18 protein-coding genes and 1 riboswitch are annotated in these 18,712 nt (G+C 50.9%); of the genes, 6 read left to right on the top strand and 12 right to left on the bottom strand.

Going from position 1 to position 18,712, the window contains the following annotated elements:
* The first annotated feature begins 307 nt into the window (after nucleotides 1–307).
* Nucleotides 308–1,264 carry a cation diffusion facilitator family transporter gene (locus tag EXW96_RS05440; RefSeq protein WP_074729301.1) on the top strand — a complete coding sequence of 319 codons (957 nt, stop codon included), beginning with the start codon at nucleotides 308–310 and terminating at the stop codon, nucleotides 1,262–1,264.
* A gap of 247 nt (nucleotides 1,265–1,511) precedes the next feature.
* Here EXW96_RS05440 and sdhB read toward each other — a convergent pair whose 3' ends face one another.
* The 3 genes from sdhB to EXW96_RS05425 are packed head-to-tail and all read right to left on the bottom strand — an operon-like array spanning nucleotide 1,512 to nucleotide 4,714.
* Nucleotides 1,512–2,279: a succinate dehydrogenase iron-sulfur subunit gene (sdhB, locus tag EXW96_RS05435; RefSeq protein ID WP_062409396.1), complete on the bottom strand. Its 768-nt coding sequence runs from the start codon at nucleotides 2,277–2,279 to the stop codon at nucleotides 1,512–1,514.
* Between the two features lie 2 nt (nucleotides 2,280–2,281).
* Nucleotides 2,282–4,042, bottom strand: a complete 1,761-nt coding sequence (gene sdhA, locus EXW96_RS05430; RefSeq protein ID WP_174350098.1) for a succinate dehydrogenase flavoprotein subunit — start codon at nucleotides 4,040–4,042, stop codon at nucleotides 2,282–2,284.
* A 15-nt stretch (nucleotides 4,043–4,057) separates the two neighbouring features.
* Complete coding sequence (locus EXW96_RS05425) at nucleotides 4,058–4,714, bottom strand: succinate dehydrogenase cytochrome b558 subunit (RefSeq protein WP_062409398.1); 657 nt, start codon at nucleotides 4,712–4,714, stop codon at nucleotides 4,058–4,060.
* A gap of 267 nt (nucleotides 4,715–4,981) precedes the next feature.
* On the opposite strand from EXW96_RS05425, the gene EXW96_RS05420 reads away from it, so the two are divergent.
* On the top strand, nucleotides 4,982–5,890 hold the full coding sequence (locus EXW96_RS05420) for a LysR family transcriptional regulator (RefSeq protein WP_054819386.1): 909 nt from the start codon (nucleotides 4,982–4,984) through the stop codon (nucleotides 5,888–5,890).
* 36 nt (nucleotides 5,891–5,926) lie between these two features.
* Here EXW96_RS05420 and EXW96_RS05415 read toward each other — a convergent pair whose 3' ends face one another.
* The 3 genes from EXW96_RS05415 to EXW96_RS05405 form a co-directional block, all read right to left on the bottom strand.
* Nucleotides 5,927–7,258 (bottom strand): TrkH family potassium uptake protein, encoded by a 1,332-nt coding sequence (locus tag EXW96_RS05415; protein ID WP_054819391.1) that lies wholly within the window; start codon nucleotides 7,256–7,258, stop codon nucleotides 5,927–5,929.
* 73 nt (nucleotides 7,259–7,331) lie between these two features.
* On the bottom strand, nucleotides 7,332–7,994 hold the full coding sequence (locus EXW96_RS05410) for a potassium channel family protein (protein WP_062409399.1): 663 nt from the start codon (nucleotides 7,992–7,994) through the stop codon (nucleotides 7,332–7,334).
* A 13-nt stretch (nucleotides 7,995–8,007) separates the two neighbouring features.
* Nucleotides 8,008–9,360: a TrkH family potassium uptake protein gene (locus tag EXW96_RS05405; RefSeq protein WP_062409400.1), complete on the bottom strand. Its 1,353-nt coding sequence runs from the start codon at nucleotides 9,358–9,360 to the stop codon at nucleotides 8,008–8,010.
* Nucleotides 9,361–9,424: 64 nt separating this feature from the next.
* Nucleotides 9,425–9,563, bottom strand: a riboswitch (cyclic di-AMP (ydaO/yuaA leader).
* Between the two features lie 228 nt (nucleotides 9,564–9,791).
* Here EXW96_RS05405 and EXW96_RS27295 point away from each other — a divergent pair.
* Together EXW96_RS27295 and EXW96_RS28265 are read left to right on the top strand one after the other, a co-directional pair.
* Nucleotides 9,792–10,166: a hypothetical protein gene (locus EXW96_RS27295; protein ID WP_254611258.1), complete on the top strand. Its 375-nt coding sequence runs from the start codon at nucleotides 9,792–9,794 to the stop codon at nucleotides 10,164–10,166.
* On the top strand, nucleotides 10,118–11,473 hold the full coding sequence (locus tag EXW96_RS28265) for a CPBP family intramembrane glutamic endopeptidase (RefSeq protein WP_309225029.1): 1,356 nt from the start codon (nucleotides 10,118–10,120) through the stop codon (nucleotides 11,471–11,473). Before EXW96_RS27295 ends, EXW96_RS28265 begins: the two co-directional genes overlap by 49 nt.
* Here the strand turns inward: EXW96_RS28265 and uvrC are convergent.
* Together uvrC and trxA are read right to left on the bottom strand one after the other, a co-directional pair.
* Entirely contained in the window at nucleotides 11,385–13,376 is a 1,992-nt protein-coding gene (gene uvrC, locus EXW96_RS05395; protein ID WP_074729308.1) for an excinuclease ABC subunit UvrC, read from the bottom strand. The genes EXW96_RS28265 and uvrC overlap by 89 nt on opposite strands.
* 88 nt (nucleotides 13,377–13,464) lie before the next feature.
* Nucleotides 13,465–13,782, bottom strand: a complete 318-nt coding sequence (trxA, locus tag EXW96_RS05390) for a thioredoxin (RefSeq protein ID WP_054819385.1) — start codon at nucleotides 13,780–13,782, stop codon at nucleotides 13,465–13,467.
* A gap of 183 nt (nucleotides 13,783–13,965) precedes the next feature.
* Between trxA and EXW96_RS05385 the strand changes: the two genes are divergently transcribed.
* A complete protein-coding gene (locus tag EXW96_RS05385; RefSeq protein WP_137670599.1) occupies nucleotides 13,966–14,112 on the top strand; it encodes a YqzM family protein in 147 nt (48 codons plus the stop codon).
* A 98-nt stretch (nucleotides 14,113–14,210) separates the two neighbouring features.
* Here EXW96_RS05385 and dnaI read toward each other — a convergent pair whose 3' ends face one another.
* The 3 genes from dnaI to EXW96_RS05370 all read right to left on the bottom strand — a co-directional run bounded on the left by dnaI (nucleotide 14,211) and on the right by EXW96_RS05370 (nucleotide 17,373).
* Nucleotides 14,211–15,164 (bottom strand): primosomal protein DnaI, encoded by a 954-nt coding sequence (gene dnaI / locus EXW96_RS05380; RefSeq protein ID WP_062409403.1) that lies wholly within the window; start codon nucleotides 15,162–15,164, stop codon nucleotides 14,211–14,213.
* Nucleotides 15,165–15,210: 46 nt separating this feature from the next.
* Nucleotides 15,211–16,716, bottom strand: coding sequence for a replication initiation and membrane attachment family protein (locus EXW96_RS05375; protein WP_074729310.1), 1,506 nt, complete (start codon nucleotides 16,714–16,716; stop codon nucleotides 15,211–15,213).
* Nucleotides 16,717–17,088: 372 nt separating this feature from the next.
* Nucleotides 17,089–17,373, bottom strand: a complete 285-nt coding sequence (locus EXW96_RS05370) for a YuiB family protein (protein WP_054819389.1) — start codon at nucleotides 17,371–17,373, stop codon at nucleotides 17,089–17,091.
* A 229-nt stretch (nucleotides 17,374–17,602) separates the two neighbouring features.
* Between EXW96_RS05370 and hemQ the strand changes: the two genes are divergently transcribed.
* Complete coding sequence (gene hemQ, locus EXW96_RS05365) at nucleotides 17,603–18,349, top strand: hydrogen peroxide-dependent heme synthase (RefSeq protein ID WP_054819383.1); 747 nt, start codon at nucleotides 17,603–17,605, stop codon at nucleotides 18,347–18,349.
* An 85-nt stretch (nucleotides 18,350–18,434) separates the two neighbouring features.
* Here the strand turns inward: hemQ and EXW96_RS05360 are convergent, their stop codons facing one another.
* A complete protein-coding gene (locus EXW96_RS05360) occupies nucleotides 18,435–18,710 on the bottom strand; it encodes a hypothetical protein (protein WP_054819382.1) in 276 nt (91 codons plus the stop codon).
* Nucleotides 18,711–18,712 lie beyond the last annotated feature (2 nt).

The following is an 18,712-nucleotide window of genomic DNA, read 5'->3' as shown; positions in this document are numbered from 1 at the left end:
AGACAAAAAAGAGACCCGCCAACGGGGCCGGGTCTTAAAGTGTATATATTAAAAAAGGGGGTCTTGTCACTAATCATACATCGTCAATATGTTAAACAAGTAACAGAAATATTTCATTTATGTAACAAGTTTGAAAGCGCTATATCTAAATTGAGAATAACTATCAAAATCATTGATAAAACTTCTCAATCGGGAGATAATCCACCAAAATAGGCTAATAATCGGTATCAATTAAAGTATTTGCCAAAATTCAACACTTGACGTATAATTCGGAGCACAGGGGTACATGAAAGGCGAGGTGAGAAGAATGTACGACTATCATCATTTACATCATGTCAAGGAGCAGTCCCGATCCAAGAGAACCCTGTGGATCACGCTGTTTTTAACTGGATTTTTTACCCTGGTGGAAATTATCGGAGGTCTCCTCTCCAATTCTCTTGCTCTGCTTTCCGATTCGGCTCACATGATATCCGACGTATTCGCACTCGGGCTCAGCATGTTTGCGATTCATTTGGCTACTCGGCCCCCGAATGCAAAGTTTACGTTCGGGTACCTGCGCTTTGAGATTATCGCCTCTTCGATCAACGGACTTACGCTTTGCGCCATCGCGGTCTGGATCTTTATCGAAGGCATCCGGCGCTTTATCCATCCGGAAGAGATCAACCTGAAGCTGATGCTGACCATTGCCTCCATCGGACTTGTTGTAAATATAATACTGACCTACGTATTAAGCCGCAGCGTGAAGGAAGAAGACAATTTAAACATCCAAAGCGCATTATGGCACTTTATCGGCGATTTGCTCAGCTCGGTCGGGGTTATCGTTTCCGCGATCCTCATTTATTTTACGGGCTTCCTATGGTTCGATCCGCTGATCAGTATGGTGATCGGGGGCATCATCTTTACAGGCGGTGCCAAAATCCTGAAAGAAGCCTACTATATTCTAATGGAGTCGGTGCCTGACCGCTTTCAGCTGGATGAGATACGGGAATCGATTGCTCAGGTAGAAGGTGTGGAGGATGTGCACGAAATGCATTTGTGGGCTATTTCCACCGACCATTATTCGCTGACCGCGCATGTGTTTATTGACAATAAGACCCAACCGTTTTGCATCATTCTCGCCATTAACGAGACGCTGAAGGAGAAATACGGCATTGAGCATTCCACTATTCAAATGGAGCATGCGGTCATTCATCCCCATGGAGAGTACGGCAAGGAATTTTTACGGCACAAGGACGAGGTCGGCGGGACGGCGCTGCCAACCTGATCCGGGAAATAAAGCAAAACCCTCTTTCATCCAAGCGATGGCAAGAGGGTTTTATGCTTTATCCGCTTTCGCTCCCGTAATCAGTATATGACGAGCGACCCTGGAACGCCTCCCTTCTCTTGAAGATCAGTCCCCGTCAATGTCATTCAAAACTACAAAACGATATAAAAACCGCCCCTGCCGGCCAAAGCCGACAAAGGCGGTGATATGCATTAGCCCGGATATATTCCGGACTTCATTTACAAAATTACATGCTGAGCCATTTTTTGAACAAATGCTTCGTCGTATCGAGGTTGATCGCTGCGATCGAAGTCGTGAGCGGGATGCCTTTCGGACAAGAGCGCACGCAGTTCTGCGAGTTTCCGCAGCCTTCGATGCCGCCGTCGGACATGAGTGCTTCCAGACGCTCGTGAGCATTCATCTCGCCAGTCGGATGCGCGTTAAACAAACGCACCTGCGAGATGGCCGCCGGGCCGATAAAGTCCGTTTTGTCGTTCACGTTCGGACAGGATTCCAGACATACACCGCAAGTCATGCATTTGGACAGCTCATAAGCCCATTGACGCTTGGCTTCGGCCATACGCGGACCGGGACCCAAATCGTATGTGCCGTCGATCGGAATCCAGGCTTTCACTCTCTTCAAAGCGGAGAACATACGCTCGCGATTGATCACCAGGTCACGAACAACCGGGAATGTCGTCATCGGTGCGATGCGGATCGGCTGTTCCAGCTTGTCTACCAGCGCTGTACAAGCCTGACGCGGTTTGCCGTTGATAACCATGGAGCAGGCTCCGCACACTTCCTCCAAACAGTTCGATTCCCAGCAGACCGGTGTCGTTTTTTCGCCTTTGGCATTCACCGGATTACGCTGTACCTCCATCAAAGCGCTGATCACGTTCATGTTCGGGCGATAAGGAATTTCAAACTCCTCCGTGTATGGCGCACTTTCCGGTGAATCTTGACGGGTTATGATGAACTTGATCGTTTTGCTTGCAGTCGCGGTTGCTTCGGCCATGATTAATGACCTCCCTTCTTCTTGTCGGTCGTATAGTCACGTTTACGGGGCGGAATGAGTGATACGTCGACGTCCTCATACTCGATTTGCGGACCATCCGGCGTCCATTTCGCCTTCGTTGTTTTCAAAAATTTCTCGTCATTACGCTCCGGGAACTCCGGCTTGTAGTGTGCACCGCGGCTCTCGTCACGCAGCAAAGCGCCGAGCGTCATGGCATGCGCCAGTTCCAGCATGTTCCAAAGCTGACGGGTATAAGCCACACCCGGGTTGTTGAAGCGGGCGGAGTCGTTGATGTTGATGTTGCGGTAGCGCTGCTTCAGCTCGTTGATCTTGTCGATCGTTTCCTGCAGCTGCTTGTTGTAGCGAACCACCGTCATGTTATTGGTCATCCATTCGCCGAGCTCTTTCCCAATCACGTAAGCATTTTCGGTGCCGTCCATCTTCAGGATGCTTTCGTATTTATCGGTATGAAGCTTCGTATAACGGTCGAATACCGAGGAAGAAATATCTTCCGCATGCTTATCCAGGCCTTTGATATATTCGATCGCTTTCGGACCGGCAATCATACCGCCGTAGATAGCGGACAGCAGTGAGTTCGCGCCCAAACGGTTCGCGCCGTGATACTGGTACTCGCATTCGCCTGCGGCGAACAAGCCCGGAATGTTTGTCATTTGGTTATAATCTACCCACATACCGCCCATCGAATAGTGAACGGCCGGGAAAATTTTCATCGGAATTTTGCGCGGGTCATCGCCCATAAACTTCTCATAGATCTCGATGATCCCGCCAAGCTTGACATCCAGCTCTTTCGGATCCTTGTGGGATAGGTCAAGATAAACCATGTTCTCGCCGTTGATGCCCAGCTTCATGTCCACGCACACGCTGAAAATTTCCCGCGTAGCGATATCACGGGGCACCAGGTTGCCGTAAGCAGGATATTTCTCCTCAAGGAAGTACCAAGGCTTGCCGTCTTTATATGTCCATACCCGTCCGCCTTCACCGCGTGCCGATTCGGACATCAGACGAAGCTTGTCGTCGCCCGGAATGGCTGTCGGGTGGATCTGGATGAATTCGCCGTTAGCGTAATAAACGCCCTGCTGGTACACCGCGCTCGCCGCCGTACCCGTATTGATAACGGAGTTGGTCGATTTACCGAAGATGATCCCGGGACCGCCTGTCGCCAAAATAACCGCATCCGAACGGAATGTTTTCACTTCCATGCTGCGCAGGTCCTGGCCGACAATACCGCGGCATACGCCGTCATCGTCAAGCACCGCACCAAGGAACTCCCAATGCTCGTATTTCTGAACCAGACCGGCAGTTTCCCAACGGCGCACTTGCTCATCCAGCGCATACAGCAGCTGTTGACCCGTTGTCGCTCCAGCAAATGCCGTACGATGGTGCTTTGTTCCCCCGAAACGCCGGAAATCGAGCAGACCCTCAGGTGTACGGTTGAACATCACCCCCATCCGGTCCATCAAATGGATGATGCCGGGCGCCGCTTCACACATCGCTTTAACAGGCGGCTGGTTCGCGAGGAAGTCTCCGCCGTATACCGTATCGTCAAAATGTTCCCACGGAGAGTCGCCTTCTCCTTTTGTATTAACCGCTCCGTTGATACCACCCTGGGCGCATACGGAGTGGGAGCGCTTGACAGGAACAAGGGAGAACAAGTCTACGTGAACTCCAGCCTCGGCCGCTTTGATGGTGGCCATCAAGCCCGCCAGACCTCCACCGACTACAATGATTTTTGAATTCGCCATGATCGTCCGCCCTCCTTAACCTTTTGCCATTTGAGGCACTTGCTGGAATGATGGGTCCATAAATGCCGTCAACGACAAGATAAACATGATGGACATGATAACAAAAACGCCCATCCATACATAAGTAGATACTCGCTGTGCGCGCGGACCTATGGTAATACCCCAGCTGACAAGGAAAGACCACATTCCGTTGCTGAAGTGGAATACGGCTGCAATCACACCGATCACGTAGAGCACGAAGTAGACGGGATTGACTACAATACCGTGCATGTGGACGCCGATCTCACCTTGGTCAACCGTTCCGATAGCAATCTGAAAGCGAGTTTGGAAAAAGTGCCATGCCACGAAAATAAACGTGATTACGCCGGTCACACGCTGCAGAAAAAACATCTGGTTGCGGAAATACCCGTAGTTAGACACGTTGTTGCGTGCTGTATAAGCTACATACAGACCGTAGATGGCATGGTATGCCAGCGGAATCCAGATCCCGAAAATCTCCAGGAACAGGACCAGCGGCAGCGAATGCAGCCAATGCACTTGCTCCATAAAGCCCGTGTGTCCACCGCTGAACGCTTTGTAGTTCGTCAGCAGGTGCTCGATCAGGAAGAAACCGACCGGGATGACACCCAGCAATGAATGAAGCTTTCGAGAATAATACGAGTTCTTAAACATTAGTAATTCGTTCCCCCCTTAAGGTCAAGGCTTGTCACTATTTCGTCAAAACCATCTTTCATTGTACTCCCGCATACTTAGAGCGTCAACAGAAAACGCTACAACTATTTTCCATGAATCGACATGCTTTTATGCAGAATACGCCGAAAAATGTGAACGGGAAGTGACATATACCATACTACTCTTGAATCGCTTATAATGGAAGTGCGGATTTTTTATATATCGTTATAACAATACTGCATATGTAAAAAGGAGACGGTTCTTATTATGGAACTCATTGATGTTTTCGCTGCCGTCGTCGAGCAGCAAAGCTTGAATAAAGCCTCTCAACTGCTGAATATTTCACAGCCTGCCTTATCGCGCAAAATCATGCGGCTGGAGGAGGAGCTCGGTGTCCAGCTGTTCAAGCGCATAGGCAAGCGTCTTGAGCTGACCCGGGCCGGTGAGATTACCTATGAATATGCTCTCGATCAGCAGCGGCTGGAACGCAAGCTGCATGAAACGCTGCAAACCTTCAAAACGGGTGTGCAGCCTGCCAGCATGATCATTGGAGCAAGCTTGACTACGCTGCAGTCTACGCTTCCGGACCTGATTACGATGTATATGAGGGAATACCCGAACACCGATATTAAAGCGATCACCGGCAAAACCCATGAAATCGTGCCGCTGGTTAAAGACAGAAAAGTGGACATCGGACTCGTCGCTTCCAAAATCGATGATCCGTCCCTCACCTGTGTTCCCTTGTTCGACGACCACCTGTGCCTTGTTTTGCCGGACGGTCATTCTTATACCGGCAAGACGGAGCTCAAGATTCACGATCTTCACGGGCTGCCGATGATCCTGTTCTCGCGAGGCACCTGGTACCGTGTCCTGATGGACGAGATCTTCCAACGCTATGCCGTCCATCCCGACGTCAAGATGGAAATCGATTCGTTCGAAGCCATCACGCGTCTGGTTTCCACCTGTAATGCGGGCACCTTGCTTCCCGAATCCTATCTCCGCCGTAATTTAATGGAAGACAACCAATTGACCGTACGTTATATACCGGAGCTGAAGCAAACCAAAAGAACGACCTCTCTGCTGTATACAGATGATGCCGTTCTCCAGACTTCCATCGGTCTTTTCATTGATCAGGCGGTGCGTCATTATCAACAGGCCAGGACGGTGGGCGTTTAGCCTTTTGGGGTTCACTTGCCCCTTGAGCCAAGCGCCTCAGCCGATGGTGATTTTACCTTCAGGGTAACGGTACAGCTCCTTATCCGTTTTCTTTCCAAGCGCGTAGGCCAAAGTCATCGGTCCAAGCCGCCCGGTGAACATCGTCAGAGCGATAACGACTTTACCGAATTCGGTGAGCTGGGGGGTTAGGCCCATGCTTAATCCCACGGTGCCGAAAGCGGAGGTCACTTCGAACAGGATAACCAAAAAGGCGTGATCCTCCGTCGTAGAGAGCAGCATCGTTATGAAAACGACCATAAAGATCGCGAACATGGTCAGTGTGATCGCTTTGAGAATCCGGTCCTTTCCGAGCCGGTAGCGAAACATGACAATGTCTTCCTTTCCCCGAACCATCGCAACCAGCGCCCCGACCAGGATGGCGAAGGTCGTCGTTTTGATTCCGCCGCCCGCCGAACCTGGAGAAGCGCCGATAAACATAAGAATAATGAGAAAAAATTGCGAAGCTTGTCTCATCTGGGAGACGTCCACCGTGGTAACCCCTGCGGAACGGGGGGTCACGGAATGCAGCAGCGAAGCCAGCAGTTTACCGGAACCGTTTAATGCTCCGAACGTTTTGTGATTCGTAAATTCAAAGATCAGCAGAATCACAAAGCCGATAACGGTGAGTGCCCCTGTAGTGCTCAGTACGACTTTTGAGTGAAGCGAGAGCTTTCGGGTTTTATGATATTCCAGCAGATCCGCAATGACAATAAAGCCGATTCCGCCAAGCACGATCAGAATGATCGCCACCAAATTGACAATCCAATCGTAAGCCAGATGAGACATGCTGCCGAATGGCTTATGGATCGCGCCGAATAAATCGAAACCTGCATTATTAAAGAATGAAATGGCATGGAAAATGCCGTAATAAATCGCCTGGCCGGGTTCCATCTCGAACGACCAACGGACCGAAAAAATCACCGCCGCTGCAAACTCAATCGTTAAAGAATATAAAAGAACCTTGCGTATTAACCGGACGATCCCTTCCATGCTGCCCTGATTCATTGCCGTCTGCAGCACCAGACGTTCTTTGAGCGAAATCTTCCGCTTGAACACAAGAGCGATCAAAGCGGCCATCGTCATGAAGCCGAGTCCGCCAATCTGAATCAGCAGGATAAGGACAAGCTGCCCGAACGCGGAAAAATACGTGCCTGTATCCACCAGCACGAGTCCCGTTACGCATGTCGCTGAAGTAGCTGTAAATAAAGCGTCCAGGAAGGGCATGGACTCCCCGCTGACCGTTGCAATCGGCAGTGAAAGCAAGACTGCGCCAATCATAATAATCAAAGTGAAGCCATATACCAAAATTTGCGGCGGTGACAGCCTCATAATCAATCCAGGTTTCAAGCCTTGGCACGTCCTTTCCGTCTCCCGGGAGCATCAAATCTGCTCCGTCCGCCTGCTAGCGGATGACTTCATTCTCGAATGTTTCGATCTGTTCGTTTGTTCCAATCACGACCATAACGTCGCGCTCTTCGAAAGTATCTTCCGCTGTAGGCGCAATGATGACACCGTTCTTTCTATTGATCGCCACGACACTGCATCCGTAACGCGCCCTGGGATCAAGCTCCTTCAGCGTCCGCCCGGCAAGCCTTTTGGGTACGGCCAGCTCCGCAATGGTGTAGTCATTGGACAGTTCAATATAATCAAGCAAATTGGGAGAAACGAGTTGATGCGCTACGCGTATCCCCATATCCCGTTCGGGATAAATGACCCGGTCAACCCCGATTTTGTTCAGCACTTTGCCGTGAAGCTCGGACAGCGCTTTGGCTACGACCGTTTTGACCCCAATGTCCTTTAATAGAATCGCAGTAAGAATGCTCGCTTGAATATCGTTGCCGATCGCCACCACCACGCAATCGAAATTCCGGATGCCCAGCGATCGGATCACCTCTTCTTCCGTCGAGTCCGCTACCACCACGTGCGTCAGCTTGTCGCTCATCTCCTCCACCGCTTCTTCGTCCACATCGATGCCAAGCACCTCATAGCCCAGTTTCAGAAGCTCCTCGGCAAGACTTGAACCGAATCGTCCTAATCCAATGACTGCGTATTGAGTGTTTTTCATCCATTCGTTTCCCCTAACCAATCGTAATTTTGCCTTCCGGATATCTGTACAATTCCTTCTCCGCCTTCGGACCCAGTGCATAAGCCAATGTCAGCGGACCCAGACGTCCGGTAAACATAGTAAACGCGATAAGGATCTTGCCGAGATCCGACAAATCCGGTGTTAACCCCATCGACAAGCCAACCGTGCCAAAGGCCGATGTCACTTCAAACAAAATCATCAGGAACGCATGATCCTCCGTTGTAGAAAGAATCATCGTGATCGTGACGACCAGCGCCAAAGCGACCATCGTAATCGTAACGGCCTTCAGAATCCTTTCTTTGCCTAACCGGTGACGGAAGAGTACAATGTCTTCCTTCCCGCGGACCATCGCGATCATCGCGCCGACCAGCGTGGTAAAGGTCGTCGTTTTGATCCCTCCGCCTGTAGAGCCGGGAGAAGCACCGATGAACATCAGAATGATGATAAAAAACTGCGTCGCCTGCCTAAGCCCGGCAATATCAAGCGTATTGGCTCCAGCTGTCCGCGGTGTAACGGATTGAAACAGTGAGGCAAGTATTTTGCCGGACCAGTCGAGCGGTCCAAGCGTTCTGGAATTCGTAAATTCGAAGATAAATATAATCAACGCCCCGATTCCGATCAAAAAACCGGTAGCGCTTAGCACCACTTTGGTATGAAGCGTCAGCTTTTGGTTCCTTCTATAATCCATGAGGTCCGACAGAACGACGAAACCGATTCCACCCAAAATGATGAGTCCCATCGAAACCGCGTTGATCACCGGATCAGCTGCATAAGCCGTCAAGCTGCTGAATTTTCCCGTTACCGGCCCGAAAATATCGAAACCGGCATTGTTGAAGAAGGAGACGGCATGAAAAATACCATAATAAGCCGCTTTACCGGGACCCAAATCAACCGACCATCGAACAGCGAAAATAACGGCAGCCGTAAACTCAATCGTGAGCGAATAAATCATCACCTTACGGATTAACCGCACAATGCCTTCAAGACTGTTCTGGTTCAGTGCTTCTTGCAAAATAAGCTTTTCTTTAAGTGAGATGCGCTTTTTCAGGGCAAATGCGAATAAGGTAGCCATGGTCATAAACCCGAGCCCGCCGACCTGGATCAATAGCATGATAACCATCTGGCCGAACAGGGTAAAATAAGTGCCCGTATCCACAACGACAAGTCCGGTTACACAGGCTGCCGATGTCGCCGTGAATAAAGCATCCAGGAAACGCATCGGTACACCGCTGGCCGAGGCCGCGGGAAGCGACAACAGCATGGAGCCGATCAAGATCATAACAGCAAAACCGATGACCAAAATTTGCGGAGGCGTGAGCTCGACTTTCCTGGCAATGGTTTTCATGAATGCACCCCTATTTGACGTTTCAGGCAACAAAAAAGACACTGGAAACCCAATGTCAATTTAAGGTTCCTGTAATTCAAGCCTACGAGGTTAGCTGTCGGATTCGGATGTACAGGCACCCTATCAGCGGATTGTATCCGCTGAATTCACCCCTAAACTCATGGTTCCCCCGTTTTCCTTTAGAAATTCGGCTCGCTGTTCAATTGATATGAATTATAATCCTCTTTTCATTGAAGTACAAAGCCTTGTTTCACCTGAATGCACCGGATTTCGCAAAATTACGACATATGTAAGCGTTTTTATAGGTGTGGCGCTTCGCTTTGCTGAATATTGCCTCGCGTAGCTCTTGTTATCATTGGATTTGCTTATGGAATGTATGCTACCTTAAAAGAATAGACTGTTATTATCCCATATCTGCTAAGGAGCATTTCATGCCGAAACGACGATTCGAACCTCCACTGCTGCTTCTGGCCGTCCTTGGCCTGATGCTGTACCTGGGCGTTACGTTTGCCTCCGCCTATTTGGACAAGACTCGCCTCCCTAAAGACGATGCCGAAGACCTTCCCGTCGTTACAAAGCAGCAAGCGGCGAATGCTGCGATGAGCTTTGTCCGCAACCGCTTTGCGATAGGACCAGGCGCACAAGCCCATACCTTGTACCAATCTTACCCGGTAAGAAACGGCTATTTGCTAAAGGAGCAGCTATACGATCAATACAAGAAAAATATGAAGGACGATTTCCCCTCGAATATTTTGAGGTGGAGATTAACGACATCGAAAAGGGCGCAACGTACTATGTGGCGGTGAATTATAAAACCTTGGCCATATTCGGATTCTCGATGAGCCGGACCGCAACCGCCAGAAGCGAATCCGTAAGCTCTCCGGATGCCGGCCTCCTGAAGACGGCGAATACCGCCATTCGGGAGATGGGCTATGACCCCGCGGAATTTGCATTGACGGGCGAATCCGGGCGGGCCGGGAACGGAAGTCTCATCTTCCGTAGCAAGACGGAGCGAATAGGCGAAGCCCCGCTGGAGCTTCACCTGAAAGTGTCCGGCAGCCGGGTCACTGCGTTTGAGCCGGTATTTACGGTTCCGGATGCGTTCATGGCCTGGCAGGAAGCGCAGGATCGCCGTTCCGCTTTAATGACGCGGATCAGTATCGGAATCTCGCTTGTGATGACACTCGCGGCGCTGATCCTTGTTGTGCGGCGGCGGCGTGACATCCGCTATGCGCGCGGTGCGCTGCTCACGTTTTTCTTCGTGGCGATTTATATCGTCAACAATTTTAATATGATCCCTGCTTTCCGAACGATGCACGGAAGCGGACCTTCCTGGCCAGTAGCCCTGTTTTACTTATGGTTCACCAATATTGTTGTCGGACTGATGGCCCTTTCGACGTATTTGGCCTTGAGTGCGGGGCGGCGGCTCTGGCTCGACCGCGGATGGAATCCCTGGCCGGTTTGGCGGGACTCTGTATTCGGAGGCGAGGTATGGAAAGCGGCGGTACGAGGTTATTTCATTTGCTTGTTCATTTTGGGCCTGCAGCAAACCATGTTTTTTATCGGTACCGAAGTGTTCGGCGTATGGACGGTCAGCGACCCGGCCGACTCCGTATACAACATGACCTATCCCGGTATATTTCCGTTGATGGCCTGGGTGGCCTCCATCTCCGAAGAGGCGGTGTACCGGCTGTTGGGCATCGCCCTCATGCTGAAGCTGACACGCAGCCGTTTCCTGGCCGTACTGCTGCCGAGCGTCATCTGGGCGATGAGCCATACCCAATACCCTATTTACCCGGTGTACACCCGATTGGTCGAGGTGACGGTCATCGGATTGATATTCGGTTATGTATTCTTGAAATATGGCTTGCTTACCGCTCTGTTCACCCATGCGTCCATGAACAGCATCCTGATGGGGCTCTCGATCATGTTCGTCGGAGAGCCCGAACAGGTCGCTATCGGCGCGGCTTATTTGGCGGCGCCATTGGCTATCGGCCGGGTGCTGTCTCTGCTGCACGCCGGATTCAATCGACGGCCCCCGTCGTTTCCCCCGCTGAATCCTTCGCCGGATCCGAATCCGCACCCTGGCTCCGGCCATTTAACGCCGTTATGATTTGCTCCGCCAGCTTTGGACCGATACCAAGAGGCTTAAAGTCTTCAGGCTTGGCCTCTTTTATTTTTTTCAGGGAACCGAAATGCCTCAGCAGCGCTTTCCGCCGTTTCTCCCCAACGCCGGGTACGGCATCCAGCTGGGAGACGACCATCGACTTGGCCCTCGTTTCCCTGTGGAAGGTGATCGCGAACCGGTGCACTTCGTCCTGGATGCGCTGAAGCAAATAAAATTCCTGGCTGTCGCGCGGCAGGGGCACAACCTCGGCCGGATCGCCCATAAGCAGCTGCGCGGTTTTGTGCTTGGCGTCTTTTACCAAACCGCAAACGGGTATAAAGAGTCCGAGCTCGTTCTCAAGCACGTCCACCGCAGCAGCGATATGCCCCTTTCCGCCGTCAATGACAACGAGATCCGGCAGCGGCAGACCTTCCTTAAGCACCCGTTCATAGCGGCGCCTTACTACCTCGCGCATCGTTTCATAGTCGTCCGGTCCCTTTACCGTGCGTATTTTGTACTTGCGGTATTCCTTACGGTCCGGCTTGCCGTCCGTAAATACAACCATCGCCGATACGGGGTCCGAGCCTTGAATGTTGGAGTTATCGAACGCCTCGATGCGCCGTACGACGCCCGTGCCCAAATAGCGGCCTAGGTTCTCCACTGCCTTGACCGTACGCTCCTCATCCCGTTCAATCAAACGGAATTTTTCTTCAAGCGCAACCCGGGCATTCTCGCAAGCCATATCCACCATATTCTTCTTCAGGCCCCGGCGCGGAATATGCACCTTTACCTTCAGCCAGCTTTCAAGCGCCTCCTTGATTTCGACTTTGGCCGCCACTTCATGTTCTTCCGATTCAGCATCGGAGAAGCCGGCCTTATGCTCCGCTTTCCCGGCAGGATCGCCTGCTTCTTCCTGCTTCTGCCCCGCTCCCCACGCCGGCAGGAAGACTTCCTTCGGCAGCGCCGGATTCTCGCTGTAGTATTGCGTCACGAAAGTGAGGAAGTCTTCATCCGCCTCGCCATAATATGGAAAGAGAGAGGCGTGGCGTTCGATCAGCTTGCCTTGGCGCATGTACAGGATTTGCACACACATCCAGCCTTTGTCTACGGCAAAGCCGAATATGTCCCGGTCCACGGTATCCGTTGTCGTAATTTTCTGCTTTTCCATCACGGCATCGATTTGCAGAATATGATCACGGAGTTCCTTTGCCCGCTCGAAGTTCAGCTCCTCTGCCGCTTCGTTCATTTTACGAGTCAGCTCCGCCTTGATGGCATGATGTCCGCCGTTTAAGAAACGGCTGATCTCTTGGACCATCTTGTCATACGTATCCTGCTCCACCTCATATTCGCAGGGGGCGATACATTGGCCAAGATGGTAATACAAGCATACCCGGTCCGGAAGCGTCTTGCATTTGCGCAGCGGGTACAACCGGTCCAGCAGCTTCTTCGTCTCCTGTGCCGCAAAGGCGTTCGGGTAGGGTCCGAAATATTTGGCTTTATCCTTCAGCACCCGGCGGGTCACCTCAAGCCGCGGATGCTTTTCATTCGTAATTTTAATATATGGAAACGATTTGTCGTCCTTAAGCAGAACGTTATATCGCGGAAAATACGTTTTAATCAGGTTGGCCTCAAGAATGAGCGCCTCCACATTGCTGGCCGTAACAATGTATTCGAAGTCGACGACCTCATTGACCATCAACTGCGTCTTCACGGTATGACTGCCGGTAAAATAGGATCGCAGCCGGTTGCGCAGCACTTTCGCTTTGCCGACATAGATGACGGTGCCCTCCCGGTTTTTCATCAAATAACAGCCGGGCTGCTCCGGTACGAGCGACAGCTTGTTTTTGATGGCTTCCAGCGTCTTCTTCCGTTCCTGTAGGTGATGGGCTCCCCCTTCGTGCTCGGTCATCTGCGCTCCTCCTTTCCATAACAAAAAGCTCTTTTTCCAGCATAGCAGAAAAAGAGCTTTTTCGTCACCTTACTCGCCTGCTGCCAATTTATTGATAGCGGCTCAGTACGTTTTTCAGGGCATCCTTGGATTGGAAGCCGACAACCTTGTCCACCGGCTGTCCGTCCTTGAACACAATCAGCGTAGGAATACTCATAACGCCAAAACGGGAAGCGGACTCCGGATTGTCATCCACGTTCACCTTGGCGATTTTTACACTGTCGCCGATTTCTTTATCCAGCTCCTCAAGTACAGGAGCGATCATTTTGCAAGGACCGCACCAAGGAGCCCAGAAGTCTACTAGAACCGTACCGGATCCTTCTACTTCATTAGTAAAGGATTGGTCAGTAACATTTACGATTGCCATATTTTATATATTCTCCTTTCGGTTTGGTATGCCAACATGTAAAGTATACCACATCACGGCCCTTTTTCAACCGCGCTAAAGTTTGCATAATTGTCACTTTCACGTTCTTTACAATTCCTTCGAAAGTTGGGTATACTGTCTTTATATATGCACCCCGGCTAATTGCCGAAGGAGGAAAGGGACATGAACGATCCGAAACATCCGGAGCTGCACGTATACGAAGAAGGACGCGACGATTTGATGGATACGGCCATGGGCTTTGGCGTATTCTTTATCGTTCTTATCGGAATCGCGGTAGTGGCTACCGTTGTCTCCGTTTTGGTGAAGTAATTTCTCATTAGACAAGTTAGTTTTCCCAAAGCCAAAAGCCCTTCTCGACGTCTGCATGACGCGAGAAGGGCTTTTTTACCTTTTTTATAAGCGGCCGCTTATTGCAAGCCCCGTTTATTCGTTCCATTCACCATGACCACATCGACAAAATGCCGGATGCGATCCATGATTCTCTGCCCTTTGTACTCCTCGTCTCCATCCTTACTGGTGAAGCTGAAATGCTTCTCCAACGAGGTTAAATCCAGATTAGAGGTAAAGAACGTCGGCTTGCGGTTCATCCGGTAATTGAGAATCGCTCCCATCACATGGTCGCGCAGCCACGGATTCAGGTTCTCCGCGCCGATGTCGTCAAATACCAGCAGATCCGTTTCCTTGAGCACATCAATCGTTTCCTTCAGCTTCAGCGGTTCCTGGAACATCGACTTCAAATCCTCGGCAAAATCCGGCATGTACACAATGGCTCCCGTATATCCGTCTTTGGCCAGCTCATAAAGCAGGTAACACATTAAGAAGGTTTTTCCTGTTCCGAACGCCCCTGCCAGGTAAAGCCCCTTCGGTTGCAGCCCGTTTTCCCGCACCTGGAAAATATAATCCATCACCTGCCCGACAGCTTCTTCACGATCGGGGTCCTTGCCCAAAATCTCCAATGACGAATAACCTTCCGACAGCGCCCGCTCATCTACATAGAAGCTGCGAATGCGGCTGCGTACCGCCTCTTGCGTTGACCTTGCGATAAACTTTTTGCAGGCCACCTTCTGATCGTGGATGCGGATCCGATCTTCCGCCGCCTCCACCGTCAGTATCGAGTAATGACCTTCAAAATCGTTCGGACAGCGGTCCAGGCCCGGACAATTGGAACAGTTGTTATATTCCGTCACATATTGGTGCAGCTTATTTAAATTCAGCTTCATCGTCTGAAGATCAAGCTCCGGATATTTTTGTCTCAGCTTCACGATGAGCGGGTCCTTTGCCACCTGCTGTAACTTTTCATCCGCCTGTTTTAACAACTGTCGTCCCTGCATCCCGCGCAGCAACTCTCCTAACGATTCCACCGGCTTCACCTCCCCATGGTTTCCGATTCATTGACCGGACTAAAGCCTACCGCTGTCCGTCCAGCTGCTGAGCTTTTCTGCGGAGCGTCTCCCGTTCAGCTTCCGTTAACCGTTTGACGTTAGGCGCATCCTTGACGATCGGGATGACCGGCTTCTGGCGCCCTCCTGCCCGGCTTCCCCTTGCCGCTGCAGCGCCCCTGCCTCTTGGGCTTTGCGCATCGCGAGACGCTTTCTTGTCCGTATATTTCATCTGCTCGCGTATGTATTGCACCGCTTGTTCGAACGAGTTCACCTGTTTCCCCAGCATATCCGTCACGCTGAATTCAATGGATGCCCTTGACCAGGATCGTTTATTTACATAGATATAATGAATGAGCACATTGATGACTTCTTCACGCAAGCCGTAATTCAAATCGACCTTTGCCAGCGTATCGAGCAAACCGTCCGGTACCGAACCCTTCGAAAAAATTTTCTCCAGCAGGAACGTGTAGGGCTCATTACGCAAAATGTAATTATACTGATGCTGGTTGCATTCGCCTTGAAAAATATCGGGCACGTCCAGATAATATTCCATTTCGACGATGTTGTCCCCCGATTCCGGGCCTTCGCCGCCGCGGTTCAATTCACCCTGCCTGTCGGTCAATTTGGCCAGCAAACGGGTACGGTCGTCGCTTCGTTTCTTATCCGCCCGGAAGATCTGATTCGCCTTATGCTGAAGCAGTTCCAGCACCACCCGGCCCTCTTCATCAAACACGCCATCCTCATCCAGTAAGCGGCAGACGTCCGTCAGGTGTAAATTATACTTTTTGGCCACAAAATTAATGGTTGCCATTTGCTCTGTTTCGTATTTGAGCCTCTCCACGTACTCCCGGTTTATGGATTCGCGCGGGAAATGCATGATGATGTCGGCATATTGATAGCCCTTGTACGTGACTTCCGGCTTCCCTTCCGCAGGTTCAGACGCGGCGGATTCGAAGAAAGCCTGCTCCAGCTCATAATCGACCACCTGTGTGTTGAGCCGGAACAGCTCGTAGAAGGGCACGGATAAATTCTCCGTATTGGCATTCTTCAGTTCGTCAGGCTCCGGCCGCACCAGCTCGTCCCGAAGCGCAAAGACCGCATACTTGCCAACCTTATCCCGCAGCAGCAGCGTCAAATGCTGGTTGCGGAAAAATTCCGCCGGCGTATGGGGCGCATACAGCGTATATTCATATACATAGTCCTCCGAAGCCGCCGCAAACCGGCGGGAGGTTTTCAGAAGCCCTACCGCCTCGAGACGCGAGGTCTGTTCAATAAAGAGCTTTCTGCCCCGCTCTCCCGCCTCCAGCTCCAGCGCCAAAAACAGCTTGCGCTGCTGCTCCACCTCGGAGCAGCCTGTTTTGTCGGCCGGCAGCTGCTGAAACAGCGTATGGTATATGCTCAGGGCATACGCCCCGACCATAGGCTGGTAGACGGCGGTCAGCATCTTGTAATCCAGGCTGCTCAGCGCGAAATCCCGTACGACATAGAAACGGTGGTATTCGGAAAAATGCAGCAAATTCGTTATTCGCATTCGTTCAAAGCTCCATCCGTGTTGCGAGTCTTACTCTCCATTTTACCACAGGAATCGACAACATGTGTAGATGAAAAAGAAGGCTCTGCTCTGGTTGGCGTGGCTGAAGTGCCAGGGTGGCTGCCGGCGTTCCGCTGCGAGCTCGTGTTAACTGCCTCCGGCCGCTCTTGAAATCAGGTTCTTCTTATTATTAACTTACGTAGCGGTTAGAACCCGATTTCAAAGGCGGCACGTAAACTCTCCGGCAGTTACACGGCTCTCCGCTTCACACCAAACCACCTTAAAAAACGTAAGCCCCGCCAAAATGGCAGGGCCTTGAGGGGGGATAAGCAGGAAAATCAAAGCGACAAAATATCAGAAATATCAAGGAGTTTAAAACATTTTGTAGCCTTTTTGCCGAAGAGATTTGATCGTGGAGCCGCTGACGATGGCGCCGGCTAATCCGCCGATCGCAGGTATATAATCGACAATCGAGTACTCTGCAAGGTTTGCGCCAAGCGAACCGGTACCCCATTCCCAATAAATGACCAACCCGATGACCAGTACGATATATCCGTAAATGGGAAACCATGTCGTTTTCATCAGCATGTTTAGTATAAAACCGAGTCCGAAGAAAAGCACGAACAACAGCATCGTAACGATAATTAATTGAAGCAATCCGGACAACCCCTTTCTTTTCGCACACAACGCAGGCTTTTCCATTCTATTTTATAATAAACAGGAGTGCCCGGTAAAGTGAACGGTGACTGAACAGAGAATTTGGACACAAATCGTTCGCTGTTTTGTCACGGTCTGTCATTTGCCCTTTATTACCGATTTCGTTACAATGAAACAAGCAACCTCAAAATTATATCATAAATGTTCCAATATAAAGGAGTTGTATATCATGAGTGAAGCCGTTTCTACATTGGAAGGCTGGTACTGCCTGCACGATTTCCGCGCCATCGACTGGAATGCCTGGAAGAGCCTGACGGACCAGGAGAGAGCCCGCGCAGAGGATGAGCTGTACACCTTGCTGCGCCAGTACCAGAATACGGAAGACCAAAAGCAGGGAAGCACCGCTTTTTACTCCATCGTCGGACAAAAAGCCGATTTTGTGTTCATGCACCTGCGCGAAACGCTCGAAGAGCTGAACGAGCTTGAAACCGCGTTTAACAAAACGTTATTCGCTCAAGTTACAATACCGACCTATTCCTATGTTTCAATTGTAGAACTTGGCGGCTACATGGCCAAACCCGGATCGGACCCGATGCAGGATCCCGAAATTCTCGCCCGTTTGAAACCGATCCTTCCAAAAGCAAAACATATCTGCTTCTACCCGATGAACAAGCGCCGTGAAGGCAATGACAACTGGTACATGCTGTCTACCGAAGAGCGCCGTAACTTTATGCGGAACCATGGCATGATCGGCCGTAATTATGCAGGCAAAATCAAGCAAATTATCTGCGGCTCCATCGGTTTGGACGATTGGGAATGGGGAGTTACCCTGTTTGCGGATGACGCGCTTCAATTCAAGAAGATCGTCTATGAAATGCGTTTTGACGAAACGAGCGCACGCTTCGGCGAGTTCGGCGAATTTTATGTCGGAAATCTGCTGGATAAAGACAAAATGGAAGCGATGCTGAAGCTATAGGCCCGGCATTCCTGAATACAGCCGACAAAAAACCTTATCGCGCACGGTTCCTAACTCATACCGGGCTGCGATAAGGTTATATTGGTCAATCTTCATCATCGTCCGCTGTCAAACGCGCCAGTTCTTTTTCAAGCTCTTTACGGCGAAGGTATTCTTCCGTATCCCGGTCGCGCTGCCGCGACTTCTCTTTCAGCCGCTCGATGGCGGGAAGAATCAAAATATCGATTTCCTTCTGTACCGTATGAACCAGATCGTAGCGCTCTTGCGATTCCAAATAATGGCCGACGTCCATCAGCGCATTGTACCGGTCAAGCTCATCCCGCGTCAGAAGTCCCCGAACTTGAACGCTGCAGTGTCTCACGA

It is taken from the genome of Paenibacillus sp. JMULE4 (assembly GCF_013337105.1).
Lineage (GTDB): Bacteria > Bacillota > Bacilli > Paenibacillales > NBRC-103111 > Paenibacillus_G > Paenibacillus_G naphthalenovorans.
Note: the sequence above shows the minus strand (reverse complement) of the source record. Positions and strands in the feature narration are given on the sequence as shown.